Consider the following 26,097-nt stretch of genomic DNA (forward strand, 5'->3'; position numbering starts at 1 on the left):
TTGGAGAATTTAATTCACTCCTACCTTTCCCTCACTAACCCCAACCTTCACAATCTGCTTCATCTTGTTCGACTCAATTGCAGCCAGGATGACATCCAGCGACTTCATGCCTTCCTCTCCGGTAATGAGAGGAGTTTTCCCATTCAGAACACAGTCTGTAAAATGGTCAATGACATGCGACTTCGTCTGGCCGCCTTTATCGTTGGACTGTATTCGTTCCAGTTTGTAGTTGACGACTTCACCGGTTTTGTAATGAACCACAAGAGAGTAATTCGGGTCATCCTCTAAGCGGAGAATCCCTTTCTCACCATAGATCACCGTGGAATTATCGCCACCTGACACATAGGACCAGCTGGCAGCAAGTGTACCGATGACGCCGTTTTCTGTTTTTAAAATACAAACCGCATTGTCATCCACGTCTGTATTTTCCTTGGCGCTTGTATCAATGAACGAGCCGACTTCAGTAATCTCTCCGAGCAGGTAGCGCATGAGGTCGGTTTTATGTACGCCAAGGTCTCCCATCGCACCAATGAAGGCTTTCTCTTTATCAAAGAACCAGCTGTTTCGGCCGTCGATGCTCCATCGTTCCGGGCCGGGATGCCCGAAGGTCGTCCGGAAGCTGTAGATTTTACCGATCTCGCCGCTGTCGATCAGTTGCTTCGCTTTGGCATGTGAGGCTACAAAGCGCTGGTTATGCGCAATCATCAAGGTTTTGCTATTTTCCTGTGCCGCCTTGTTCATTGCCTCTGCTTCCTCTTTGGACGTAGCCATCGGTTTTTCGCAGAGCACATGCTTACCCGCTTCTAATGCCGCAATCGTAACGGGGGCGTGCAGGTAGTTTGGCAAGCACACGCTAACTGCTTCGATATCCGGATTTTTCAACAGCTCTTCATAGTCGGTATAGCTCGCTGCTCCATATTGCTGGGCTGTTTCCTCTGCTCTTTCAGGAATAAGATCACACACCGCAACAATTTCCACCTGTTCGTTTGCTTCATATTCCGGAAGGTGACGTTTTCTCGCAATGCTGCCACAGCCGATGACTCCAACTCGCAATGTACTCATCTCTCAATTACCTCCTGAAAATAGTGTTTCGTTTACCCTTGCAGGCTGGCTGCAGGTGCTCTGCATCTCATAATGCTTGCCAAGAGAAGACGACTCATGAAAGCCATGCATTATTTCCAGGACATGAAGGGCAAGATCTCCGGACGCGCGGTGTGGCCGGCCATTTAATAAAGCATCCGCCATATCCGCAATACCAAGGCCTCGCAGATTGTCTACCGCATCCGAGAACAGCTCCTGCTCCACCCATTCATCCGATCCCTTACGATTCAACAACACAGGCCCGCCAAACGTGTTCGGATCCGGTACCGAAATGGATCCTTCCGTACCGTAGATTTCAATAAACGGTGTCCGGGTTGCCTGCACATCAAAGCTCGTAATAATCGTACCGATTGCTCCGCTATCAAATTCCACATTGCCGGAAATATGAGTCGGAGTCTGTACAGGAATCTTCTTTCCTGCATCCTCCCCCGTCATGATCGTCCGTTCCAAAAACGGAATGCCCGCAGATGCGGTTACCCGCTTCACCGAACCCATAAGCGTAATGAATGCCGTTAAATAGTAAGGTCCCATATCATACATCGGACCGCCGCCCACCTGGTAAAAGAACGCAGGATTTGGATGCCAGTTCTCAGGTTCGCGCTTTAACATAAAGGCCGTGGCGGCAACCGGCTGGCCAATTGAGCCTTGCTCAATGAGCGCTCGGCACGTCTGCATTCCTGCACCTAAAACTGACACGAGAGAGATATAGCCAGCAATGGATTTATAAAAAGCGCAAAAACACATGCAGCTATATCCCAATTTATAGTACTCGCCACAGTTTGTTTTTTAACCAAACTTTTAACCGTTCCTTACAAAAAAAGCCTGTCTCATCAAAGAGATAGGCTATTGATTCTTATTTATACCAAACTTTGTAGTAGACCCTGGTGGTATCAGAGTTCTTTAAAAGAATCCGGTATTGAGTATATGGAGATAATGCCGTGCTGCTGTTCTCCTGTGTGAAAGTGACTGTTTGAGCCCCTGTTTTAGGAGCATCAGCTTGTCCAACACTTGTCCAGACTCCATTTATGGTTTTTTGCAGATATACTTTGTATTTCCCGACCGTTGTACTTGTGGAATCTACTTTTACAATAATATCATTGTCGCCATTATATGAGATTGGATAGATGGTATCCGTTCCTACATTATACAAGAAACTGCCCGTTCTATATTTCCCTTCCCAAGTAGGGATAAAGTTCATCGGGTTCATCGCATATGTTTTTGCAGATGTCCAGTAGGGTTGGTGAACTTCAAAATGCAAATGCTGTCCGGACGAAGACCCCGTGTTCCCCATTGATCCTATCACTTGACCCTGATAGACAGTAGCACCAACACCTACATTTCTAGTATTCAAATGAGCGTAAACCGTTTCGTATGGCACGCTGTTAATCGTATGTTTAATAAAAATTACATTTCCATAGGAACTAGATAGGTAGGATCTGCTGACCGTTCCTGGAGCTGATGCAACGACTTTAACATATCCGCTTTTAGCGATATCTGCACCATAGTGATTCGTACCGTTTCTAGGTCCGAAATAAGAAGTAAACGTTCCTTCTGCCGGCTTAATAAATGTGTTATCCCCTGCCGCGGCCTGGGCCTCAATACCTATAAAGAATACCGAAAATAAAAAAGCAAAAACCGTTGATAGAATAAAACTCTTTCTCTTTATGCACATACTTCTCAAGCTGTAATCCCCCAAATATTAGACTTTATTACATAATATAGAATTCTATACTAATATAGTAATTCTTTTTCCCCGTACAAAAAAGGTAAAAAAGGCCCAAAAATAAAATTAAAATAAGAGGATTAAAACTTTGTGACTATTATTTAGATAAGGAAATAGTTGGTTCCAAATAAAGAAAATGACGTATGCTCATTCATACGTCATTTCTTATGTCATTTATTAAGAAAGCACCCAAAACGAACCCTATAGTCTAACCGGATGGGTGCTTTCCTTTAATCATTAATGATCATTAATTTGTTTAATTTTAGATAGGTTCACTTTAGGTTTTCTGCTTTCGGTTAACAATCCGTTGACTTCTTGCTGAACATCGGTAATTTGGGTATAACAAAAGCCGCAAATGTAGTCCAGGCTCATGATCGCTTTCGTAATGGATTCATAACGATCTAAAAATTCCTGCTCGTCTTTTACCTGGTTCCCATATCCCCAGCCTTCTTCTGAGTTAAATGCAATTCCCCCGTATTCACTTATAATAATCGGCTGGCCTTTATACTCATATCCCTGTGCCATGGCATGCTTAAAATTATTAAAGGCAATCTTATTATCCACGACTTTTTCTTTTTCCTTATAGCGGTTTAGGAATTCGTCACCATATTCCACATAGTCATGAAGGGTAATGATATCTGAAACCGTATGTTCCCAACCGTCGTTTACGATGACAGGCCTCATAGGATCCATTGATTTCGTTAGATGATAGATTCCCTCCGTAAACTTTTGCTGCTGTTCATTCGTGTAAATATTCTTTACTCCCCACGATTCATTGAACGGTGTCCACGTGATAATACTTGGGTGATTATAGTGCTGCTGGACAACGGTCATCCATTCCTCCGTGAAATTTTGGATCGCCTCATCCGAAAACTGATAGGCTGCGGCCATTTCAGACCAAACTAACAGGCCTTTCTTATCCGCCCAATATAGAAAACGCTGATCTTCAACTTTCATATGTTTCCTTACCCCGTTAAAGCCCATTTCGAATGTCTTCTCGATATCTAAAATGATCGCTTCTTCTGAAGGCGGTGTAAGATGGGAATCTTCCCAATATCCTTGATCTAACAGCAGTTTTTGATAAATGGGTACATTATTCAATAAAATATTGCCATTCTTTATCGATACTTTTCTCATACCGAAATAGGACTGTACCCGATCCATCTCTTGTTCCCCATGGTAAAGGGTGAATTCCACATCGTACAAATGAGGATTCTGCGGACTCCATTGCATGACCTTCCATTCGTGGATCTCACTAGCCAGATTAACTTTCATCCTTGCATTTTCACGATCAGCCTTCAAGCTAAATTCCTTTACAGGCTGGCCATTAAATGTAATCGAAGTTCTTAACGAAAGCTCCTTTTGATCTTGTTGAATATTCGCTAATTTATAGTCAAACTCTACAGACTCCGTATCCAGATCTGGAGTTATTTTAACCGAATGAATACTCGTTTGATTTAAGAATTCCAGCCATACGGTCTGCCATATACCGGTGGATTGTACATACCAGCAGCCAAAGTTCTGATCGATCCATCTCTGTTTTCCTCTTGGTTGATGTTCATTGTGGCTATCTTCTATTTTGACTACTACGTTATTTTCTTTTCCTGCATTGATATAGTTCGTAATGTCAAAGGAAAATGCCGTATATCCCCCTTTATGCTGGCCGGCAAAAATACCATTCACCCATAGTTTGGTCACATAATCGGCTGCTTGAAAGTGCAGAATGGTTTTTTTATGGGAATACTCTTCAGGCACAGTAACTAACCTTTGATACCAAATATAGGGGCAAAAGGTTTCCTCATGAATACCGCTGGCCTTGGTTTCATAAGTAAAGGGGACCCTTATTTTTTGATTTAATTTTGTTTGTTTGTACCATTGCTCTTTTTCACCGACATTCGTCTGATCGAACTGAAAATCCCATTCTCCATTGAGATTTAACCATTCTTTTCTTTCAAATTGCGGTCTGGGATATTCCTTGCGAATGTTCACTTCCATGATCAACAGCTCCTTGATAAATTAGTGGGTTGGCTCTGCCTGACTATGTAACTTCGAAATCGTTTTATTTTTTGCCAAGGCCAATATTCCGCCCGAAAGAAAAAGAACAGTACTCAAAAAATCCATAAAAAAGTAGGAGGCAGCACCTAATAAAATAAACCAGAATGATAGTTTTACTTCGACCTTGTCATCTTTAAAGTTTCTTGCCAGATAAAGATTCAATAACCCTATAGCTACAAAAAAGAGGCCGAATGTTACAGCAAAGCTATATAAACTGCCAAACAAAGATTCCATCGCTTTCATTTGTGCAAATTGCGTTTCATGAATACCGTTACTTTGAGATTTGATATAAGATCCATAGACAAAGATGGTAAGCAGACCGGAAAGCATTTGCCATGCCGATCCGATGATGATCAGTTTTCTTTCCAGTTTTCTATTCAAAGCGTTTCCCCCCTATCCTTTTACTCCAGAAGATAAAGACATCGATTGTAAGAAATAACGCTGAGTAAACAAATACAAAATAAAGGTTGGGACGATCGCAATAATAGCGGCAGCCATCGCATGTCCGATATCTGTGACATACATTCCTTGCAAAAGCTGCAACCCTGGTGTGATCGGCATTTTATCAATATCATTGAACACGATGGAAGGCCACAAAAAGTCATTCCATGAACTCGTAAATGTAAATAACGCCACAACGGTTAATACGGGTTTGATAAGCGGAAGGGTAACCTTCGTATAAATTTGAAAATCGTTGGCTCCGTCGATCCGTGCCGATTCATCCAGTTCAATCGGAATTCCGATCATAAACTGTCTTACTAAAAAAACATTAAACACCGCTGCAGCTCCTGGAACGATCGCCGCCCAATAACTATTGACCCAGCCGAGGGTATCAACAATTTTATACAACGGAATCAGGTTCACAACGGCAGGGAACATCATGGTTGCCAGTAAAAAGGAAAAAAGCCAGTCCCTTCCCTTAAATCGCAGCCGGGTATATCCATACGCTGCCATTGAAACAACAACCAATACAAGAATGGTCTGTGTGACAGAAATGATCATTGAATTCATAAACCACTTGGCTACAGGTGCACTTGTGTTATTAAAAAGAACGTCCTGGTAATTGGCGATGACCCAGTGGATGGGCAGCATCGTAAAACCAAAGGTTTGGATATCAATCTCATCTTTAAAGGATGTGAAAAGTGACCAGGCGAGAGGGAATATCCAAATTAAAGTCATGCATAACAGAAAAATGAATGAAATCAAGGTGGAGATGTTTACTTTTTTCAATGGTACCCGCCTCCTACTTCCTCTCTCTTAATAAGAAAAATTGAATAACCGAGACAGCCATGATACACAGACCAAGGATAACCGCCATTGCGGACGCAATTCCTGCGATGGATTGACCCGATCCAAAGGCATTCTGCTGGATATACATAAGTAGCACGGTGGTTGAACTGGAAGGACCTCCCTTTGTGAGCATGAGCGCCTGTCCATAGATATTAAACTGGGCGATGGTTGTAATGACGATCGTGAACAGCAGCTGATTCTTTATACTTGGAAGAGTGATGTGGAAAAACTTTTGCAGTCTGCCTGCCCCGTCCAGTGACGCAGCTTCATAGTATTCTTTGGATACTCCGTTTAATGCTGCCTGGTAAATGATCATGTTCCCGCCGATTCCCCACCAGACTGTTACAACGACGAGTGCGATCCATGCGTAAGGCTGTGTGCCCAGCCAGTTGGGTGAGGAAGTGAAATAATGGTTTATAGGTCCAAACGAAACGTTGAACATCATGGACCAGATAATCATGACAGCTGAAATGGAAAACAATACGGGCAAGTAGAAAATCGCTTGAAAGATCTTCATCCCTTTTGGTTTCACATGGAGTGCAGCAGCTAAAAGCAAGGGGATAATGATGCAGGCAGGAACCGTAAAAGAAACAAATTTAAAAGTATTTCCCAGTCCGGTATGCAGCTGGGTGTAGAACGTTGATTCTTTATTTAATAAAATTTCCTTATAGTTATCCAACCCAACAAACTCGGGAGTATTGACCAAATCCCAGTTCGTAAAAGAAATGTACACACCAAAAAATATAGGGATAAGAAAAAATAGAGCAAACAACAAAAGATGCGGCCCGATAAAAATCATGGGCGAAAAATTGATTCCTTTCCGATGCGGCTTACCCATGGCTGGTGAAAGCACGTCTACTCTCTTTTTTTCTGTCAGTTTAAGATCCATATTTTTTCTCCTTCTCTTTTAGTAGAAGGCAATAGAAGAAATCGCTCCCACTGCCTTCTATCCATTCTGCTGGAGACCTGGTTCCTCTTACTTATCCTGAGCGATCTTATCCTCTACGGTTTTTTGGGAATCCTTTAGAGCCTTTTTAATATCGAGCTTTCCAAATACCGTATCGTTGCCGATCTTGTCCAGCTGTTCAGAGATATAGCCGTTGTACTTGTAGTCAAAGATTTTTAACGATTTTTGTTCTGTCGCATCTTTAATCAAGAACGATTGAGGCATCTTTTGATATTTAGGATTATCCAATGTAGCTAATGCTGCCGGGTTTTGACCCGCTTCTGCCCATGGAAGGGAGTTATCCCTTACCCAGTTAATAAACTTTATGACGCCCTCTGTTTTCTTCTTGTTTCTTTCAGGATTTTTAAGAAGTACAAATTGGTGGGAAGAACTCCAGTTCACCATTTTGTTCTTGTCATCACTTAGCTGAGGGAAGTTTGTCATTCCCCAATTCAGATTTTTTGCCTTCTTAATATCATTTTGCATCCAGATTCCTTCGGGGTAGAAGATCGCTTTTCCGGATTTAAAGACTTGACCAGCATCCTGGCCATCTTTATTGGTGATGCCTGATTTTACAAAACCATTGTAGAGTTTTAACGTGTCTACAGCTTGTTCCGTGTTTAAAGTCGGCTTCGTACCATCACTCGTAATGCTTCCACCCATTTGGCTGTACACCGACAAGAAGGCAGGCTTCATCCAAGTAACAGGGGTCGCTATAATACCATCTTTTTTCGCTTTTAAGCCTGCTTCTTTTATTTCATCAAATGTAACGATATGATCATCAAGGGCATGAGGCGCATATTTGGCTGCCAGATCTTTGTTGTAGTACATAACAAAGCTATGCACATCCAAAGGGACGCTATATCGCTTATTGTCCAGGCTGCCAATATCCCAGCCCGCTTTTACATAATTTTCAGCTTTAATTTCAGGATATTTTGCAAGGGAATCATCCATTGGAATCAGCATGTCTTTGTCCACAAATTGTTTGATTCGCTCAGCATGAACAATGTTTAAATCAGGGATATTTCTGCCCGAATTGACAACTGTAGGGATCTTTGCGTACATATCGGCTTCTTTTAGTGAGATATTTCTCACTTTAAACTTCGGATTCGTTTTGTTATAGGCATCGACCATCATCTGCATGTTTTTGCCATCTGGACCTACAAACGGATTCCAAAACACAATTTCATTTTTTCCCACCTTATCAGAAGATGAACTTTGGCTGCACGCCCCCAAGGAAAGAATAAAAATAACGATGATCATACAGCTGATCATTACCTTGATTTTCTTATACATCTTGAATCTCCCCCTCGTTAATTAGTTAAGGCAGTTGGAAAAACAGAAAACTATGACCTGCTTGATCACTTAAAACCGATAGTTCCTCCTTCCTGATAAAAAGTTTAAACATTCTGAAAATTTATGTTACTACTCACCGATGCTCTAAGAAAAATACTGTTTTTTTCGAAACCAATACTGTAGTATTTAATACAAATATTATGTTTGAAACAGTATTGTTGTATTAATTGTTAAGATAACGCTTTCATTTTGATAAGTCAATATCTTTTTACATTTCCAGATATTCCTTTATTATGAAACCATACGTTCTCCTCATAAAAATAAGATAGGGGTTGCATTTTCTTGCTAGAACTCACAATTGATGAATCAGACGCTTTGATTAAGGTAGCTCACGCGCTCTCTTCAAAGGTAAGAATCGATATTCTAAAATTACTAAATGCGAAAAAAATGAACATCAATGAAATTGCAGAACAATTAAATCTGCCAGTTTCTACAATTGCTTTAAACATACGGGTCTTAGAGACTGCTGGGATCATTTATACTGAACTGCTTCCTGCAACGAGGGGGACAATGAAGGTTTGTTCGCGGGTTTTTGAAGATATCCATATGGATTTAAGGATGGATCTGGGTTATGGCAATAAAGAAAATATGTATCAACTGGAAATGCCGATTGGTCATTACTTTGATGCTAATATTTCGCCAACCTGCGGAATCATTACGAAGAATGGGGTACTGGATCCCTTGGATGAACCTGTATTATTTTACCATCCAGAAAGAATGAATGCTCAACTGATCTGGTTTCGCAAGGGGTATATCGACTATCGATTCCCATTGCAACTACCGTCCAATGCAAAAATTCAATCTGTTCAATTTTCAATGGAACTCTGTTCAGAGGCACCTCACTATGACCATAATTGGCTTTCAGATATTACGATATGGATCAATGATCAAGAAATTTGTACGTGGACATGTCCCGGTGATTTTGGTGAAAGGAAAGGGAATTTAAACCCTGTGTGGTTTCCGACAGAGGGGCACACTCAGTATGGTCTTTTAAAATCATGGAAAATTACCGAGGATGGAAGCTATTTAGATGAAATACAGGTTTCTAATACTACGTTAAATGATATACTTGTCGATAAACAAAAACATCTGAATTTCAGGATTGGTATTAAATCAGATGCTCCGAACATTGGGGGGATCAACCTGTTTGGAAATCAATTAGGTGATTATCCACAGGATATTTTAATGAGGGTGATTTATTCTTAATTGAAAGGCTCTGTTAAATAAAAATGATATCTGAATATTAAATATTAAAATAACTTGAGGTGAAGGGAGAAAGCAAATGAACCTAGAACTGATGGATATTTTTCGCATGGAATTTGACTTTAGTTGGGATACTGAGACCTGGTTTTTACCTTTAGAATCTGCTCTTGAGGGTTTAAATTCCACAGATGCAAGCTGGCAACCTCCTGGAGGAGGGAATACAATTTGGCAAACTGTGAACCATCTGAATTATTACAACGCCCTGCTTGTTAGAAAAATCAATGATACAACGTCTAAAAAAGAGGCATCTGATAACAAAGCTACATTTGGAGATATTGGAGAACCACCAAATTCTAAATGGCAGGCAATCTTGGCAGAGAATACCTTTGGGGATAGCGGAGATCCAGCAGATTCTGAAAAATGGAAGGCAGCCTTGGCAGAAACACACCTAATTTGTGAAAACTTGCGTAAATCACTGGCACAAGTGAATGACAGTCAGCTGGATGAGGAACTTGTTGGGGGTCTGGCTCGTCAAATCTTGCACAATGTGTACCACATCGGACAAATTGTATTAATTCGTAAACAACAAGGCTCTTGGCCAAAGGAGCGAGAATAATTTGTGTATACGCTTTAGGGCGGAATTCTAAAGCATTGGATTGCGCTCGTAATCTAAAGCCTCTTCAGGGGAGTTAATATATTGGTAAAAAATCCCATATAAAACATCTTTAAACTCGTATATGAAATCATATTGTTTGTCCATAATAACCCTCTCTTAAAGATCTTCTTCCCATGCTTCTTTCGCATCTAATAACCTCAGAAATAGAAATATTTAAAAGTTCTTTGCTGTATTGTCGTCATCAAGCCCCCCTTGTCTATTCCACACTATTACCGGGCATTCATTATTTCTCATATGAGTTGTATCTAAACAATAAGCGTATTCCCCACTATCTTCAATAACGACCAGGCTCTTATTCATTCCTAAATTTCTATATCTCCCTGTCTGAATAAGTATGCCTTTTTGTTATAAACCCGAATAAGTAACTTACTATATTTTCTGTTCTTTTAAGGAGGGAAGACACATGCCAAAAAGATCTAGAAAAAGAAGCTCCTCTTCTCATCACAAGCGTTCCTCTAATCGATCCTCAAAACGTAGACGTTTATCTAGTTCATCAAGTTTCATTTTTAAATGTAAAAAGAAGAAAAAAAACCGCCACAGTTGCTAAGATTGATTTTATGTCTAGTTTTTCAGCCGTGCGGCATATCCGTTGGCATACCTTTTCTTAAAGAATGGCTTCAGCCTTCGTTCTGCCGAATCTACCTGTACTTCAAACCCCATAACCTGTCAGTCGATCGGCGCCCGATTGTTAAAGATCAAAGACTGTTAAAGACAGCTTACATTTATTGAACTTTAGCTCTCATTTGGAGAAGGGCTATTAAATGTGTCCTTAGGATCAAGTAGGGGGCTATATTCTCATCGTCCCTTATATGCTTTCTGTAATTCCGCAAGATCAAATTTCTTCATTTTAAGAAATTCCTGCGTTACGTGTGCAATTTGCTCCGGTGTGCTCTTGCTTATCATCTCGTCCATCTCACTCGGCACAATCTGCCAGGACACGCCATACTTATCTTTCAGCCAGCCGCATTGCTCGGCTTCAGGAACTGCAGAGAGCTTTTCCCAGTAGTAATCAATCTCTTCTTGTGTGTCGCAATACACCATAAATGAGATTGCCTCGTTAAAACTGAATTTATGCTCTCGCGCGCTGTCCATTGCGGCAAACCACTGATTTTCAAGCATGAAATCAGTGAACATGATTGTTCCTTCTTTGTCAGGTTCCATGCCCTTAGGGTAGTGGGCAATAAGTCCCTGCTTTGAGTTCTTAAATACTGATAAATAAAAATTAATCGCCTCTTCCGCTTTACCGCATTTATCACCGACAAACAAAAACGACGGCACTATCGTAGGCCGCTCTTCACCTTCTGGATTGGTAAAGATTAACTGCCAAGACAAACCATACTTATCTTGAACCCAGCCATACCTTTCACTGAACGGATACTTATCAAGCTGCATTAAAACTGTGCCACCTTCGGACAATTTGTTCCAAACCTCATTTATTTTTTCTCTTGCCTCTACTTCTCGCGATGGGTAAAAATTAACGATGAAAGACACCGACGGATTGAACTTGAACAAAGGCCCTGCGCTGATTGCCTTGAACTTCTGCCCCCAACACTTAAAAGAGACCAAATCGGAGTCGCCTGAAGGTGTGTCGTGGAGTGTTGTTACATTCGTAATTTTTGAGTCCGGGAATACGGAAGCGTAAAACTCAGCTGCTTCTTTTGCCTCCTTGTCAAACCATAAATGCGGAACGATTTTTTGATTTGTTTTTATCATAGTTATTCCTCCTTGTATTTTCTAGAAATTTTGGCCAAGTTTGCTTAATACCAATTATTTCAAAATCAGGCGTTCAACTCCATCTTATTTCCGCAAAAAATACGCAGCCGCTTATTACATATAAGTGCCCGATTACGGAAGATTAGCAATATCATTAAGGGCTGAGGAACCTGCTTTCACTTTTTGCACTAAACCGATAGTCTTACAATACTACAACTTAAAGGCATAGAGCTTCTATTCCAAATAGCCAAACGCCTTTAGATGCTTATATCTATTAACGGCAAGAATCCCTTTCCAATATCTTCTTGCAACTTCAAATTCTTCTGGATAACTCCCCCAACTCCAAGAAATGTCCCAAATACCTTCTTCAGACATTTGTTCAACATAAAGATCTAGATTTTGTTCAACTAATGGACCAAACCTTTCACAAAGAGGGTGTTTGGGATTATCAATAAAATCTAAAGGAAGAGCTTTATAGCCTTTTGTCCAAGTAGAAATATCCTTATCCGCGCATTGCTCGGCTAGCACCATAATTTTTTTAGAAACGCTATTCAATGAATATTGAAGTTTAGTGTTAAAAGTGGATTCATTAGGTTTTATTATTTTAATTAATTGCAGATAGTTGTTGATTTCATGCCTGTCCATTTCAGTCTTATTCATTAAATGATTTATTGCTTTTCCTATTGAAATCCAACCTATTTCCCCAGCTTTGCTTTGCTCGGAAGACCAATGCACAAGAAACGCAGCAAGTTCTACACTAGGATTAAACATCCAATTTTCCTGAACACCTTCTTGCCAATGCCACCAAGGTGCGTGTGGATAATCATTATTCTCAGGTAGTACAGAATTCCACATTCCTGTTTCAATATCATTTGTATTTATCAAATAAGAAATCATCGACTTAACCATTGGTTCATTTGCATCTGCACCTATTTCCATCAAAATTTGTCCTGCTGCCCATGTAGCCATTGGAGATGAATTCGGCAACCAAAAATCAGGCTCTATACCATTTCCAAAGCCACCGTCCTCGTTTTGGTAAGTTTTTAGCTGTGTCATAACATTTTCCTTGCTGCCATTTCCAAATGAAAATTCAAACCGAGCAAGTTCTAATTCTCGACCTTTTGAAGTTATGAATGTTTTTGTTTTTTTAAACTTACTTTTAGAAATTTTATTCACTATAAAATCTCTCCTCTTCCTATCACATCTACATCAATGCCTGATATTTTACTAAACAATTCGTTAAAATGGTTAATAATTCCTTTAACTGCCTCGATAGTTCAAAAAGTTAACACTTCGTGTTTTTCAGAATCGGTATGAGAAATATGACTTAGTCATCGCCGATGAGTTGGGGTATATCTCTTTTGGTAAAGAAGGGGCAGAATTATTATTTACCCATCTCTCTTTGCGGGCGCATCAAAAATCAACGATTATTACTACCAACCTGTCCTTTGAAAGATGGGGAGAGATATTTCAAGATCCCGTCATGACCGCTGCGATGATTGACCGGTTGACTCACCAGGCTTACATTGTCAACATGATTGGAGCTTCTTACCGAATGAAAGAAACAGAAAAGTGGTTACAGGAACAATCCCTCTTACAAGAGCAACCGATGTAAAATAACCATTAAAAAAACCAGCCATTTTTTACGGAAAGGAACTTCCAATATATACTTCAGGCATTCCTGTGGAAGAAATTCAACTGTCTTTTTTTCTCTCTTCTTAAAGGGAATTCCTAAGATTTTTTGGCACTCCAACGAAAGCAAACGGTTCGGGTGGTAATCGTTGTGCTTCGGCACAGGGATCCAGGGGAGAATACGCATACAGGGGCGATTTTGTATGTAGAAAGCCCTGGACGATGGATAATCGAAAGCTAAAGAAGGGTCATACATACGGATCCCAAATTGACCCTACATTCAGTACACACATACATAAAACGTGCAGCTTCCCCCCTTTTCATGCTTGTTAGATATCACTTAATGAGCGTGAGAAGGGAAAAAGTCTGCCTCCAGCCATTTCCAAATCCCCCCACCATTCAGCCATTAAATTTCCTCTGAAACAAGAGGGAATTTAAATTTTTAAGCGATAATTTGAACTTTTTCATTGGAATTGGTGGAGACCTGGCGAAGCCATTGTATTAACCGCAAGATAAACGCAGTAACTGGAACCCTTGCTATTACTGGGTTAAGAAGTAAACCGCAATATATAAGCAGTGAATCGCAACAGCAGAATCCTATAGGAATTAGCGAAGACTTGTAGAAACAGATAAGATCTGGAGGCTTTACAATGAATAAATTGTTAACCCTTGAAGAAATGGCGAAGGACGAAAAAACGTTATCGTCCAGAAACTGTGGAAGTGTTGCGGTTCATTGCGAAGGATTTAACCGCAACGGAGATTGAGAACGGATTAAGCCTTGATTTTTCTAGGAATATTGAGGTTAACGAAGAAACCGCAGCAATCGCAGTAGCGCAACAGCAGTCAAATAATGAGCTTAATCAATATGCGCTGCAGCTTCAGACAGCCATGGAGCAGATGGGGAATGCTATGCAGATTATGGCTGATCAAAAAGAAGAGATTACGGAGCTTCGAAAACAAGTTGTGGAACAAAAGCGGTTTGTAGAAGAAACGCTGAAGCAACGGGATGAACGACTAATGGAATCTATGATGCAATTTTTAGAGCAAAAAAAAAGCCATGGCCGCGAGTAGCCACTGTGATAAGAAAGGTTTCTGGGCTAGGATCTTTAACCGTTAACGATCAAGATCAATTTTTTGATCTTTTTCTTTTGAGAAACGCTGTAAAAATTCATCAAATTTTGAAAAGAGATCATGCTCCTTAAAGAATTGTTGAACTTTATTGAGCATGGTCTTTAGTTTGCTGTTTTCGTTTTTTAGGGTGTTGTCCGTGTTCCGAAACGTGTTTTAAATCGCCTTCCAGGTCGCAAGCGTTCCTCGATTTCTTGAATGGTGGTTTCCAATTCCCTTTTTTGGTGCTGTTTGTCGGTTAAGGTCGATTCTAAGGCTTGAATTTCATCTCGTGTGGTCTGGGCTTTGAACCGGGCCGTCTCGATATGCTTCCGGTCGCTGGAGAGGCCCCGTTCCAGTGAAAACCAGGCCCGAGTGAGGTGATGGTGGAATTGATCCTGCACTTGTTTCAGTTCGGTCTTCTTGCCAAAAAACGATTTGGCGGCCAGCCGGCCGTCTTCGGTGATGGGGATCATGCCGACATGCATATGAGGGGTTTTCTCGTCTTTGTGCACCGTCGCATACACGATGTTTTCTGTACCATACCGGTCTTGAAAGAATGCCAGGCTTTCTTTGAAAAATCGCTTTTCCTCGTCAGCTGTCAAGGAATCAAAGAACGGCTTGTCTAACGTGATCAGGAACGAATACAACATGCCCGCGTCTATCCGGATTTTTCTGGTCGTCCTCTCCGGTTGGCAGGAACAAACGGTCGTTTGTTCATTACCAAGAGGGTCTGGGATTGAGAGGTTGTCCATTCCTAAATGCTCCCTACAGTGCGCTTATCATGGACAACAGTCACATGTAACCTTCTTTTTATTATTCTCGCTATCCTTAAATAGTACACGTGCGTTCCGGTAAACCGGTACGTATTTGTATTTTTTAATTTGTACAATTCTTCCATTTGATTTTTATAACACATAATTGCACGAACACCAACATCGAACCCAAAAATAGGAATATCTATTTTGCTCTTTAACAGGTTACCCTAATATTGTCTGTTTTTATTCGTACAGAATCGCTTACGGTATCGCAGACATAATAAAGAATGGGGGAAATATATGTGAATACACTAAACAACAATGACTCTCGTGAACAAGATCCGAAAAAGAAAAATAATCAGGATAAAGAACCCCAGCCCCGTGATACCTGCTTTGAATTGGGTACGAATGGCAACTGGGAAGTTTGTTGCTGCGACGATGACGGGAACAATTGCGAGTGTACAGGCATCGTGTAACTCTCTTGATTCTAAGTTAACAAGCCCAAAAGTGTAACACAATCACATTATGTTACATTTTAAAAAAAGCCTTCAACATAGATTTAAAAAGGTTTGAAGGCTTTTTGATTTTTGTTTTGCTAAGCGCGCAACAGCTGTCTTTTTCGCCGAGATAATATCTGCATCGGGTACAAAGTGTTCCCTCTCTTTAGCACAACGCAAAACCTTGAATTTCGGCTGATTTGGCCAAATTCAGGTTTTTTTTTGCTGGCTGGGTTCCGGGAACTACCATTATGTAAACTATCTTCAATCTTTACTTACAATTGGGGTTTGTGTAGCAATGGAACCAAATCACGAAATAAGCATTAGTGGACATTATCTTAGCGAAAAAAGGGCCCTATATCAACAAAGAAAAAGCATTACCTCAAATAGAAGTAATGCACTAACTAACAACTTTGTTATCAAATCTGCTGATATGATCTTTAATATACATTGTCAATTGTTTTAAAATCATTTTCTTTTTTTGCTGTGGCAGGTGACAACTTAAAATTAGTAAATTTACCAAATCAGGTTGCACTTCAGCAATTTCTTGAAGGTAGTTCCTGTTAAACTCTTTCATAACAGATAATAATTTGTCATTTTTAATGAAATTCCACATCTATTTTCTTGGTATTATTTTGAGCTGTTTTTGGCATTGTTATTTCAAGAACACCATTTTTGTAAGTAGCCTTTACACCTTCGTTAGACACTGAAGCTGGAAGCGTTATAGCTCTGTGAAAGCTGCCGCTATATCTCTCTTTCCTATGCATATTCTCTTGCTTAACTTCATGTGTTTTATTCATTGATCCACTAATGCTTAATATATTCTTCTCAATATGTATATTTATATCTTCTTTTTTCTCCAATCCAGGAATATCACAAGTTGCCACTACCTCACTATCTGTTTCATGTATATCTACTCGTATGTTTCCAAAGTGCCCGCCTTCAGCTCCTAAATCAAAAGGGGATTCAGCAAAAATTCGCTCAAAATCTCTTCTCATATTAGATAATTGTCTAAATGGCTCATAAGGTATTAATGACATCTCTTTCACACTCCTAAATTATTTTGAACAGCAATATTTTTTGTTATTAGCCAAAATATTATTCGCTCTTTAAATAAAAAAAATCGATTCCTTAGCACATAGAAATCGATTTTTCCAAAATTATCCTTTTTATGTAGTAAACCAAGTCAAAAATTATAGCTATCTAGATATTTTTATGTTTAAGATATAATTGGATACTTTTTGTATATTTTACTTTTAAAAAACAACCCCTCGGAAAATTGAACTGTCACCGAATAATGGATCATCTTCATTTAAGACCCATTTTTTAACAGTGGACGGCAAATGAATGTCTTAAATCATGGAGTCTCGGTCCTCTTCCACTATGGGAAATTCCAGCTTTCCAAAGGATTTCTGTAAACAGTTCATATATCGTGCCTTCCTTATAATTTCCTCCATATGGAGATAAGAAGAAAAATGCCTCATTGGACTATTGATGGAGAAATTAGAGAGGGACGATTGGTAGTACCTATTCGATTTTTATACGAAGCTCTAACTAGATGTCCAGAAAATTATTCCAACTGCTTATTGCCGAATATATAGCAGAGAATTTAAGCATTATATCAGCGAAGAACCATTCTTATTCTCTGGCACTCCGTACTGGGAGTAACTGCAACTAACAAGCCGCCAAGCGAGCGCAATGAAACAAATAAGAGCCGGAAGCTACTTGTTCAAGTGGCGCACCGGCTCTTTTTCTCATGGATTTCATGCTCTCGCTCATGCGCGCCGCTCAACTGAACGACACTGGACCGAGTCACGCTTACTAACCATATTTCGAAAAGTTAAGATGAAATTGATCGGCCGGCAACCTTCTGTTTACTTGAGTTTTCTAAAATAGCTGTAACGACGGTTCAGGAAGGAGGGTTGCTATGAACAGAAGGAGGCCCTGGCTTTTATCGAAAAAATGGGGCAATACCGCAGCCGCGGCGCTCGTTCCGTATGCGATTTTAAAGACGCTTTGGGCGAATGGAGTCGTCCTTCTCGCTTCCGGTAAAGGCATCGCGGAGCTTCATGCCTCCATGAACGCCGAAGCCGATCCCGTCAGCAAATTTCTGTATGCCTGCGGCATCGACATTACCGCTCTATTGGCGCTGATTGCCTCTTTGCTGGCGCTTGCCTTGGTCCGGGATTGGGGGCGGAAGGTTTCGCGCTGGCTATTGCTCATCCCGTCCTGTTTAGGCGGCTTATTTTTTATTGGCATCGGTCTCGTGACTTTCTATTGGCTGATCGTCGGCGCCGTTGATTTTTCCGATAATCCGGAATTCAGTCCATGGGTGCTGCTTCCGGTATATGGAGGCTTCCTTACGTGGGGAGTAACGATCAGCATGGCCGCTCTATCTTACGGCATTCGAACGAGCCGTTCCGCAAGAATTGCGGCGAGCAAGGCGAATAACTTGAAGGAGGTTGATTGAATGATGAATACGACGGCAGACCGTCAGCAGGCTTGGGCACAGAGAGCGATTCCGGCATGGCCGGGTTATGTCGGGTTCCTTTGGGCGTTGATATATGCGGTTTTTGTTAGATTTTATCAAGCTGCGGGCGGGACGATCGGATTGCCTGGCCGGCTTGAGAAGCCGGAAACGTTCTACATGGCAAGTTACGTCGCAGGTGTCGTAGTCCTGTTCGCCGGCTTTGTCATGCTGGCGCTCGTCAAGCCTTGGGGCAAGGTCGTTCCAGCGTCGATGCCGTGGATAGGAGGGCGGAGGGTCCGGCCCGGCATTCTGTTCGTGCCTGCACTCCTCGGCAGCGCATTCGCAGTGGCGCACGGCGTCAGCGGGTTCATCACCAAAGCGCTCGATTTGGCGGGCATGATGACCATTCATTTTCAGGGATGGGAGGTCGTCGACGTTCACCGTCTTATTTTGTGGGATATGTTGTTTTACGAGCCGTGGTTTATCGTCATAGGCGTTCTTGCCGGTATGGCGGCCTTTCATTATGCGCAAGCCTCCTCTATGCCGCGCTCCGTAATAAGACGAATCGCCATCTTTTTTATAAGCTTTGTTATTCTCTTAACGGCGTTGTTTGTATGGGCTATTATGGTATTATTCTAGTTAAACAGGGCAGAGGCCTATTTTTCTTCATGTTCAAAGGGGATCGATAATTTGCGGAACGAATCGATATTGCTGGTTGATGACGAAGCGGGCATTCTGAATATGCTGGACAGCCTACTTCGCAATGAAGGGTATTCCCATATAACAAAAGCTGGATCTGCCGCTGAGGCGCTCACTGCTGTACGAACGAAATGCTTTGAAATGATAGTGCTTGATGTCATGCTTCCGGATATGGACGGATTTTCTTTGTGCAGGGAAATGCGCAAGACGATAAGTACTCCTATTCTGTTCCTTACCGCCCGCTCCAGTGATTTGGATAAACTCCAGGGCCTATATTTAGGTGGTGATGATTATGTAACGAAACCGTTCAATCCGATGGAAGTAGTCGCACGTATACAGGCGCATTTGAGACGGAGTTCTTTATACGCATCACACGATTCAAGCACTGAAGAGATCTACCGATATGATACTTTTACGGCTAACCGGACCACAGGGCAGCTTATCGTCAATAATGTTGTTATTTCTTGTCCGGCCAAAGAGTTTGAACTGCTGCTCTATTTTTGCAAACATCCGAACCGAGTTTTTACAGCGCAGCAATTATATGAGCAAGTGTGGGGCACCATGGTGCAAGGAGATGAGAAAACGGTAGTCATCCATATCTCGAGACTCAGAAAGAAACTGGAGGACGATCCATCCCATCCTAAACTCATTGTTACTTTGAGAGGAATTGGGTACAAGTTCGTTCCATCCTCGGGGAAGTAGGCCAATGAACTTTATGCTTCGTATAGCGTTGCAGCTGCTTCTGGCTTTCTTTTTCTTGTTTGTCTGCATTCAAGTGATTGTTATCGTAACGGCATGGTTATTTTGGCCGCAAATGATCACGGATGGCAAAAGTTCAGGAACTTATGAAATCTATGCGGTTATCTTGTGCGCCGTCCTTTTTCTTCTTACCTTGCTTCTAATAGGCTGGTATCTTGGAAAGCCCGTTTATTTTATCGTTGTTTGGATCAGACGCCTCGCAAGCGGTCAATATGATGACCCCTTACGATGGCACGAAATCCACTCCCGCGAAAAAGAAAAATTAAAAATGCCGTATTCGGTCTACAAGGAATTGTTCGAGCATTTAAGGCTGCTTGGTAACACACTGCAAAAAAATGAAAAGGATCTTCAGAATTCTGAAAGAGCAAAACGGGAATGGATTCAAGGGATTTCACACGATTTAAAAACACCTTTAACCTATATATCCGGTTATTCGACGATGCTGATCAATGCCGAGTATCGGTGGAGTAAAGAGGAACAGAGGGAATTTCTATCTTTGATTCAGCAAAAAGCAGCTCATCTCCAAGAGCTGGTACAGGACCTTAATGAAACGATTGAGGGAGAAATTCCTCTTAAATCCAAGGAAGCAGATATCATTGAACTCGTGCGCAGAACTGTTGCAGATGTCAGCAGTGCCCCTTGGGCAGCCGATTACGTTTTCATCATGAATTCGAAGCCTGACCAAATTCGTGTTTTCTGCGATCAGAAATTGCTGACGCGTGCTATTCGAAATTTGCTCGTCAATGCCGTCGTGCACAATCCTAAGGGCACCAGGATTGCGGTTCATGTTTCGCAGCTTCAAGACCGGGTCATGGAGATCAGGATAGAAGACAATGGGATTGGATTCAGCAAAACGCTTATAAAAAGCAATTCAGCCCTAACCACCTCTGAACGTTCGGGCCTGGGACTATTCATTGCCCAGCAGCTGATTGAAGCTCATAACGGAGAGTTGACGATCATCAGCAAGCCGAACGAAGGAACTTGTCTTTCTATCAAGCTGATGATGCCGTAATGTTAGGGGGATGTTTGTCATCCGTTTACCCCCTGCTTACCTGAGCTCCTTATACTAAAGAAAATAATGTATAAGGAGCTGTGATGATATGAATACCCTATTCCATCCAGAAATAAATAAATCAAAGCCTTCCGCATTGAATTGGTTGAGGCGCTGGCCGGAATGGGTAAGATGCGCAGCGATCGTTTGGACGTGCGTCTACGGCATTTTAGGGATGTATTGGTCGCTTGAGGGACCAGGTTATCCTTTAGGCTTATCGAACGGCCCCATTGCTGGAGGCGTAAGCATCGCTAGTCTTTGTTTTTTGGGCGTAATCGTGCTCTGTCTGTATAAGTTCAAAGTTCGAGGGTTTATGCGAATTCTGCTGAGCTTTTACGCTTGGAGTGCAGCTGCGATTCTCTGCTTCTTTATTCCAGACGCACGCATACTCATTGCGGTCGCTTACGCTCCTATAAGCTTGATTGGGTCACTTTTTGGAAAATCATTGCATTATTTCGATTTCATCACTTGGCCGGTGGTACACCAGTTGATTTGTCTCACAGGCGGTTTCCTATGGGCAGCAGCGGCTTTGGCCTTCCAGCGCCATTCCAGAGATGCTTGCAAATATTGCGGGGGCAAGAACAATTCGAGCAGCGGCAGGCCTACAAGCACTGCGATGCGTTGGGGAAGATGGGTGACTCTTGTGGCGATCCTTGCCCCCGCTTATTATGATATTACCCGCATTGCATGACTGCTAGGCATTCCGCTGGGAACTGAAAAGGAACTATTTCAAAGTTTACAGGATTCAGGTGCGGTATGGGCTGGAGGGGGCATTGCACTGGTATCGATTGTCGGTGCCATTCTTACACATGGACTAATCAAGCCGTGGGGTGAGACGTTCCCTCTCCCTTATTGGCTGGCAAACGTGTTCCTCTGGCATTGGCCATTGTTCCTGCAGGTGAAAGAGCTTTTACGAACTCTCACGGATGTCATGGGAGATGATGAAGAAAGATTAAAAGCCCGATTTAAAGACGAAGTAATCCGCTATTTCCGTGATGATTTGGAGGATAGAGAAAAACTAAATCTTCCCCTTTTTAGCCCTGACCATTTTAAAGATGATGAGATTCGTTCGATTTATGCTTCCTTGCTGCCTGTACAAGTATAGATTAGAAATAAGAAAACCAATGCGCGTGGGCATTGGTTTTTTATTCATTCCTTTGTTAAATTAGAACAAAAGAGTTACTCTTTATCCAAATCGATAGTCAGTGTTTTGGCTTTCTTAGTAGGTGTAATTTCCAAATTTGCAACCACCGGTTACTACTACCTATATAAAACTTATGGGAAAATAACAGATGTACAGTCTAACGCAATTATTCACTCTTCTTATGTAACTGGTGGAATGAGTGGTGGACCAATATTAAAATCAAATAATATTATTTCTGTAAACAGTACTCATAGTTGGGGAGCAAAATTTGGTTTCTCTCACATAAATACAATTAATGAATGGAAGTCTTTGCCCCCAAATTAAATAAAGATAAAAAAATGCTCCCCTTAAGGTAGACAGATTAAATAAAAAATCTGTTTTACCTTAAGGGGAGCATATCAGATAACTGAGATCATCTTTTAAAATTCCCACTAACCCAAGTCAATCGATCCATATTTAACAAATAACTTATCAAGTTCACTTTTGAGATGATTCTTTGCATCATGAGTAATCCTTATGTGAGATCTTCTAAAATGCATAGTATGCAAGTTTTTTAAACTGATATCTGACTTCTGTTGAAGGGAAGGATACGTATCCTTTCCTAAACTATTGTATAAGTCTATTAGTCTTATACCACGCTTAATGGGTGCATTTATAGCTTTCCCTCTCGTAAACTCAACAAAATAAGGAAAACGGTCTTTCCAAGGAGTTTCCTTTATCTCGTTAGCATTCGCTATGTTCTGAGCAATATACCCTTCCGTTTCTGCATACCCTACAATCATTGGTGTTGGGACATCTTTATCATCCATACTAACTATGGTTAAAAATAATATATCTCCCTTTTCTATACCACTTGGCCTTCTAGGAAAAAATGTTTGATTTAAATCTCTTTTTCTTACACCTTTCATCTCTCGATAGTTCATATAATTTGGTATACGATCTTCTCCCGTACCTTCAAACTTGAACCATGCGGAAGAATTCGAATCTATATTGTTTGTGGGAGTGTTTTCAAGTATTTCTTCAAATAAATCTACTTTTTTTAACTTTGGAAGTACTGCCCCTCTTTTAAAGACATTAGTGTAAGTAGTATTTTTTGCTTTTCTAAAAGGAGCAGTTTTTCGAGCCATTTCTATTTCTGTTTCTATCCATTCTTGGGTAACCTTGCCCTCTCCAATATCTATAATTCTACCTAATAAATCATAAAAGTATTTGTTAGAACGCTCGGCAATTTCTCTTTCATTATTAAGTAATATGCACAATTCATGATTTGAAACAAAGCCACCCTGAGTGAAATTTGCTGAACCAATTATTGCTGAATGATTATCAAATACATATAGCTTAGTATGTAAGTCAACTAATGCATAAATGTTCACACCAGCATTCATTAGTACTTCTATTCCAGATAAACTGCTAACATTTTCAATAAATTCTTCTCGATAGAAACGTGTTATTAAATTACAATTTATTCCTTTGTTGATTGTTAACCATTTTGCCAGTTGTAATGACGTTTTCCTTCCAATAAAAGGAGATATTATGTTTATTTCTTTTTCGGTTGTATCTAACAGTTCATTAAACTGATCAAATAAATCTTCTGTTATTAGGGTAACTGCCATTGTTTCTCACTCCCAAAATCAAATAATGTTAATAAACAATAAGCATTATTTGTTATTTAGTTCAATTATATATTACTCCATTTTATTGGAAAATTTTATATAATAAAAATATACTCCCCTTCTTCAAATGGAAAGACAAAAAACATAGTAGGTTTGTATAAAGAAATGATGGAAAAGAGGCACTAGAGGAAGGTGAAATGTATGCGTAAAACCGTGAATATCTTACTCGGTTTCTTATCATTGGGCTTTGCTGCACTATTTGATTATAAATCGGTTGTCACTCATGAGGGAATTTTACCCGCTCTGTTGAGGATTTTAGCTGCTTTGATTTGGTTAGGCGTGGGCATTTTATGTTTTATAGAAAGCAATATTTCTTCAGAAAACCAGGTGCGAAAATGGTTTAATTAACAAAGGGAGAAAGGAAAGGCCCATTATATTATCATGTATGGAATTATTTCGTGGGGTGTATTTGTCGGCTACGTTACCGGGATTTTTTCGGACGACTTTCAAGACAAACACCTTTTAAAATCAGCATTAACCCATATTGGGATGTTCATGCTGCTTGGTATTTATGTTGGTTGGCAAGGATGGCAAAGAAAGGTGAAGGTTTCCAAAAAAATGGGGTTAATTAAAGAGTAAAGGATTCTAAAAAGTTTTTATCCACTCATAGTTCTTATCAAATATTTAACATAAGAAAACCTTGAAAAGCACAATGCCATTCAAGGTTAATTTTCAGCTACTCTTTTTTATTTCTTCGAACCAAAAATCAAAGATATCATCAGGTAATAACTCTTCGTCTTCTGAATAGATCAAATCATATTTATACTGTGCTTTTAGACTGTTTTGCTGTACATTATAATGCATTTTTATTTCAGTCGGCATATCTCTTCCATATTCTTTACACTTAGCATGTATTTCTTCTAAATCTTTAAGCCCAATATCTAAAACTGCTTCTTGTCTTTCTTCTGATGTATCATAAGAAGTATCGTCTTCATTAATTGCAGTATTTACATTGTTTTTAAGTACAACTTGACCATTAATTCTATAAAATACGTCAAATGCATACATTTCCGGTTCATATGAACAATAGATATAGATGTCTTCAGCCTTATTTTCAACGTACTCTAAACAGATAGCTACCATGTCTGTCTGAAGTTCAGATAAATAATCTTCAAATAATTTACTCATTATTTTCACCTCTAATTTTTCAGAACCCTTTTCTTCATAACACCATCGATAACATATTTTATTTCAAAACTCGCCGGCCTTAAACCAGCTTCATCATAATTTACTTTTACATTTACAGAAACCTTTTTTCCTTCTTTTATAGCTGCAGCCCATTGGTTCTCTAGCTTTTTATACTTACTCAAATTCACACTACTTGATTGGGACACAAGGTTATCTAAATCCGAAGATCCTCCAAACCTGTCTGCAGCTAAGTGCCCTGCGTGGTCTCCAGGCTTTTTACCAGGTGTATTAGTTTTATGTGGCAATCTACTATTACGTTCTGTTAATTTTAAATCCTCTGCTTTAAAGTCATTAAGTCTTCCCAGTTGATCTGTTTTGTAATGATAATCATATTCACCAGTTTGGTATCTTAGATTCGGTTTTAATATACCATTTTTACCAATATGGCTTCCATCTCTAATTATATTATCCGCACCCTTAACAACATCCGTGGACCTGATAACCCTTCTCGCAGCCTGCCCTTCCTTCGCCACCCCTATCACTTTATCAGCCGTTCTCACTAGCTTGAATGCCTTTACTCCCTTTCCGAGAGGGGTAAGACCAAACACAAACATCCCGCTGGCAAGAACTCTACCCCATCCGGATACTCTTTCTCCGGTCGCGGGATCAATTCCTGTTAATGCTCGCTGGGCATCGTATACTCCTGTTAATTCTCCGGCAGCGTCTTTTGCCAGCTTGCCTGCGTCAATGCCGTCTGTTTTGCCAGAATCCTTAAACCGGTCATCGTACTTTGCAAGGATGGCCGTGGCCTGAGTGAGCGAGAGCGGAACGTTGTCGGCACCAGAGGCCTTGTGGGCAAAATAAGACAGCCAGGCCGCCTGGTATTCGAGGGTACGTACAACCGTTTTGCTCGTTTCCTTTATACTATCATTCGTGGCGGAAAGTTGTCCTGAAAACGGCGGCGGAAATTCAGATTGACCAAGAATAGAACTGATTTTTCCAGTTTCTCTTTCCAAACTATACTGAAGATTCTTCGCCCGGTTTTGATGCTCCAGCATCCGTTTGGACAGGTTCGCCAGCCGATTAGGTTCTATTTTGATTTCCATGAAGTCCCTC

The 26,097-nt window shown here is 40.6% G+C and carries 26 protein-coding genes and 2 pseudogenes; 12 read left to right on the forward strand and 16 right to left on the reverse strand.

Features of this window, described 5'->3' with window-relative positions; all coding sequences use genetic code 11:
• Positions 1-9 precede the first annotated feature (9 nt).
• From M1K46_RS03265 to M1K46_RS03300, 8 genes are all read right to left on the reverse strand, one after another.
• Positions 10-1,062 carry a Gfo/Idh/MocA family protein gene (locus M1K46_RS03265; protein WP_256224868.1) on the reverse strand — a complete coding sequence of 351 codons (1,053 nt, stop codon included), beginning with the start codon at positions 1,060-1,062 and terminating at the stop codon, positions 10-12.
• Positions 1,063-1,065: 3 nt separating this feature from the next.
• The gene (locus M1K46_RS03270) at positions 1,066-1,845 is read right to left on the reverse strand and encodes a Gfo/Idh/MocA family protein (protein WP_256224869.1); all 780 of its coding nucleotides are present in this window, start codon (positions 1,843-1,845) and stop codon (positions 1,066-1,068) included.
• Positions 1,846-1,954: 109 nt separating this feature from the next.
• Positions 1,955-2,773: a M23 family metallopeptidase gene (locus M1K46_RS03275; RefSeq protein WP_256224989.1), complete on the reverse strand. Its 819-nt coding sequence runs from the start codon at positions 2,771-2,773 to the stop codon at positions 1,955-1,957.
• Between the two features lie 288 nt (positions 2,774-3,061).
• Positions 3,062-4,819: a glycoside hydrolase family 2 protein gene (locus M1K46_RS03280; protein ID WP_256224870.1), complete on the reverse strand. Its 1,758-nt coding sequence runs from the start codon at positions 4,817-4,819 to the stop codon at positions 3,062-3,064.
• A 21-nt stretch (positions 4,820-4,840) separates the two neighbouring features.
• Positions 4,841-5,260, reverse strand: coding sequence for a hypothetical protein (locus M1K46_RS03285; RefSeq protein WP_256224871.1), 420 nt, complete (start codon positions 5,258-5,260; stop codon positions 4,841-4,843).
• A gap of 12 nt (positions 5,261-5,272) precedes the next feature.
• The gene (locus tag M1K46_RS03290; RefSeq protein ID WP_248254224.1) at positions 5,273-6,109 is read right to left on the reverse strand and encodes a carbohydrate ABC transporter permease; all 837 of its coding nucleotides are present in this window, start codon (positions 6,107-6,109) and stop codon (positions 5,273-5,275) included.
• Between the two features lie 13 nt (positions 6,110-6,122).
• On the reverse strand, positions 6,123-6,968 hold the full coding sequence (locus M1K46_RS03295; RefSeq protein ID WP_256224990.1) for a carbohydrate ABC transporter permease: 846 nt from the start codon (positions 6,966-6,968) through the stop codon (positions 6,123-6,125).
• A 177-nt stretch (positions 6,969-7,145) separates the two neighbouring features.
• On the reverse strand, positions 7,146-8,411 hold the full coding sequence (locus M1K46_RS03300) for an extracellular solute-binding protein (protein ID WP_256224872.1): 1,266 nt from the start codon (positions 8,409-8,411) through the stop codon (positions 7,146-7,148).
• Between the two features lie 342 nt (positions 8,412-8,753).
• Between M1K46_RS03300 and M1K46_RS03305 the strand changes: the two genes are divergently transcribed.
• Both M1K46_RS03305 and M1K46_RS03310 read left to right on the forward strand, forming a co-directional pair.
• Entirely contained in the window at positions 8,754-9,677 is a 924-nt protein-coding gene (locus tag M1K46_RS03305; protein WP_256224873.1) for an ArsR/SmtB family transcription factor, read from the forward strand.
• 76 nt (positions 9,678-9,753) lie between these two features.
• Positions 9,754-10,290, forward strand: a complete 537-nt coding sequence (locus M1K46_RS03310; protein ID WP_256224874.1) for a DinB family protein — start codon at positions 9,754-9,756, stop codon at positions 10,288-10,290.
• A 213-nt stretch (positions 10,291-10,503) separates the two neighbouring features.
• On the opposite strand, the pseudogene M1K46_RS03315 reads toward M1K46_RS03310, so the two are convergent.
• The 3 genes and pseudogenes from M1K46_RS03315 to M1K46_RS03325 form a co-directional block, all read right to left on the reverse strand.
• Positions 10,504-10,674: pseudogene (locus M1K46_RS03315) on the reverse strand (SMI1/KNR4 family protein); the annotation flags it as partial.
• 471 nt (positions 10,675-11,145) lie between these two features.
• A complete protein-coding gene (locus tag M1K46_RS03320) occupies positions 11,146-12,063 on the reverse strand; it encodes a VOC family protein (protein WP_256224875.1) in 918 nt (305 codons plus the stop codon).
• A gap of 234 nt (positions 12,064-12,297) precedes the next feature.
• The gene (locus tag M1K46_RS03325; protein ID WP_256224876.1) at positions 12,298-13,239 is read right to left on the reverse strand and encodes a hypothetical protein; all 942 of its coding nucleotides are present in this window, start codon (positions 13,237-13,239) and stop codon (positions 12,298-12,300) included.
• 112 nt (positions 13,240-13,351) lie between these two features.
• Here M1K46_RS03325 and M1K46_RS03330 point away from each other — a divergent pair.
• Positions 13,352-13,678, forward strand: a pseudogene (locus M1K46_RS03330) (ATP-binding protein); the annotation flags it as partial.
• Positions 13,679-14,415: 737 nt separating this feature from the next.
• Positions 14,416-14,766, forward strand: a complete 351-nt coding sequence (locus M1K46_RS03335; RefSeq protein ID WP_256224877.1) for a hypothetical protein — start codon at positions 14,416-14,418, stop codon at positions 14,764-14,766.
• Between the two features lie 182 nt (positions 14,767-14,948).
• Here the strand turns inward: M1K46_RS03335 and mobV are convergent, their stop codons facing one another.
• Positions 14,949-15,557, reverse strand: a complete 609-nt coding sequence (mobV, locus tag M1K46_RS03340; RefSeq protein WP_256224878.1) for a MobV family relaxase — start codon at positions 15,555-15,557, stop codon at positions 14,949-14,951.
• Positions 15,558-15,862: 305 nt separating this feature from the next.
• Here mobV and M1K46_RS03345 point away from each other — a divergent pair, with 305 nt between their 5' ends.
• Complete coding sequence (locus M1K46_RS03345) at positions 15,863-16,036, forward strand: hypothetical protein (RefSeq protein WP_256224879.1); 174 nt, start codon at positions 15,863-15,865, stop codon at positions 16,034-16,036.
• A gap of 620 nt (positions 16,037-16,656) precedes the next feature.
• On the opposite strand, the gene M1K46_RS03355 is transcribed toward M1K46_RS03345, so the two are convergent.
• Positions 16,657-17,097: an Hsp20/alpha crystallin family protein gene (locus M1K46_RS03355; protein WP_256224881.1), complete on the reverse strand. Its 441-nt coding sequence runs from the start codon at positions 17,095-17,097 to the stop codon at positions 16,657-16,659.
• Positions 17,098-17,984: 887 nt separating this feature from the next.
• Between M1K46_RS03355 and M1K46_RS03360 the strand changes: the two genes are divergently transcribed.
• The 6 genes from M1K46_RS03360 to M1K46_RS03385 all read left to right on the forward strand — a co-directional run bounded on the left by M1K46_RS03360 (position 17,985) and on the right by M1K46_RS03385 (position 22,141).
• A complete protein-coding gene (locus M1K46_RS03360; RefSeq protein WP_256224882.1) occupies positions 17,985-18,527 on the forward strand; it encodes a hypothetical protein in 543 nt (180 codons plus the stop codon).
• Positions 18,528-19,166, forward strand: coding sequence for a DUF3995 domain-containing protein (locus M1K46_RS03365; protein WP_256224884.1), 639 nt, complete (start codon positions 18,528-18,530; stop codon positions 19,164-19,166).
• A gap of 51 nt (positions 19,167-19,217) precedes the next feature.
• Positions 19,218-19,928 (forward strand): response regulator transcription factor, encoded by a 711-nt coding sequence (locus M1K46_RS03370; protein ID WP_256224886.1) that lies wholly within the window; start codon positions 19,218-19,220, stop codon positions 19,926-19,928.
• Between the two features lie 4 nt (positions 19,929-19,932).
• A complete protein-coding gene (locus M1K46_RS03375; RefSeq protein WP_256224887.1) occupies positions 19,933-20,997 on the forward strand; it encodes a sensor histidine kinase in 1,065 nt (354 codons plus the stop codon).
• A gap of 88 nt (positions 20,998-21,085) precedes the next feature.
• Positions 21,086-21,727: a hypothetical protein gene (locus M1K46_RS03380; RefSeq protein WP_256224889.1), complete on the forward strand. Its 642-nt coding sequence runs from the start codon at positions 21,086-21,088 to the stop codon at positions 21,725-21,727.
• A 174-nt stretch (positions 21,728-21,901) separates the two neighbouring features.
• Positions 21,902-22,141 carry a hypothetical protein gene (locus M1K46_RS03385; protein WP_256224890.1) on the forward strand — a complete coding sequence of 80 codons (240 nt, stop codon included), beginning with the start codon at positions 21,902-21,904 and terminating at the stop codon, positions 22,139-22,141.
• A gap of 470 nt (positions 22,142-22,611) precedes the next feature.
• Here the strand turns inward: M1K46_RS03385 and M1K46_RS03390 are convergent, their stop codons facing one another.
• Complete coding sequence (locus M1K46_RS03390) at positions 22,612-23,793, reverse strand: phospholipase D family protein (protein WP_256224891.1); 1,182 nt, start codon at positions 23,791-23,793, stop codon at positions 22,612-22,614.
• 201 nt (positions 23,794-23,994) lie between these two features.
• Here M1K46_RS03390 and M1K46_RS03395 point away from each other — a divergent pair, with 201 nt between their 5' ends.
• Complete coding sequence (locus M1K46_RS03395; RefSeq protein ID WP_256224892.1) at positions 23,995-24,201, forward strand: hypothetical protein; 207 nt, start codon at positions 23,995-23,997, stop codon at positions 24,199-24,201.
• Positions 24,202-24,525: 324 nt separating this feature from the next.
• Here M1K46_RS03395 and M1K46_RS03400 read toward each other — a convergent pair whose 3' ends face one another.
• Together M1K46_RS03400 and M1K46_RS03405 are read right to left on the reverse strand one after the other, a co-directional pair.
• Entirely contained in the window at positions 24,526-24,981 is a 456-nt protein-coding gene (locus tag M1K46_RS03400) for a DUF600 domain-containing protein (RefSeq protein WP_256224893.1), read from the reverse strand.
• A gap of 11 nt (positions 24,982-24,992) precedes the next feature.
• Positions 24,993-26,087: a DNA/RNA non-specific endonuclease gene (locus M1K46_RS03405; protein ID WP_256224894.1), complete on the reverse strand. Its 1,095-nt coding sequence runs from the start codon at positions 26,085-26,087 to the stop codon at positions 24,993-24,995.
• Between the last annotated feature and the right edge of the window lie 10 nt (positions 26,088-26,097).

This window comes from Fictibacillus sp. WQ 8-8 (assembly GCF_024494405.1).
GTDB classification, from domain to species: Bacteria; Bacillota; Bacilli; order Bacillales; family Fictibacillaceae; genus Fictibacillus_C; species Fictibacillus_C marinisediminis.